Origin of the sequence: Dolichospermum circinale AWQC131C, assembly GCF_000426905.1 — a bacterium.
Lineage (GTDB): Bacteria > Cyanobacteriota > Cyanobacteriia > Cyanobacteriales > Nostocaceae > Dolichospermum > Dolichospermum circinale.
Genome location: NZ_KE384591.1, coordinates 366 through 839, shown reverse-complemented (window position 1 = coordinate 839; position 474 = coordinate 366). Strand labels below are relative to the sequence as shown.

Genomic DNA, 474 nt, shown 5'->3' with positions numbered 1-474 from the left:
CTCATACTAGAAAAAACCAGCTAATTGTCCTACCAAATGGTAAAGATATTGTAGATGTAAAGGGTGGTAAACCAGGTCCACAAAGTGATATCAGCTTATTTCGTGACACCTCCCAGGAATTTGAGACCAAACAAAGGTTTAATGGGGATAAAGCTTATGAAGGAGAAAAGTCAATTAATATGAGTGTGGAAGGATTATATGGTTATTTAACAACTGGTTCAGTTCCCGAACCATATACCTTAATTTCTGATATTTATAGTTTAGCTGCTGGAAATTGGCTATTTTGGAAAAATGGCAATACTACGAAAAAACAGTATTGGCAAATAAATTTTACTCCAGAAGCAATTTCTCCTCCAGAGGCGGAAGAAATAGTCCGTAAAGCTTTATTAGATTCCATTCAACATCATTTTATTAGTGATGTACCTGTGGGAATTTTTCTCAGTGGTGGTATTGACTCTACAACTATTCTCGCTT

1 protein-coding gene is annotated in these 474 nt (G+C 35.7%); it reads left to right on the top strand.

Annotation, left to right across the window (positions count from 1 at the left end; all coding sequences use genetic code 11):
* The coding region (locus ACIR131C_RS26545; RefSeq protein WP_231395379.1) for an asparagine synthase-related protein at positions 1–474 on the top strand (474 nt) is incomplete at both ends.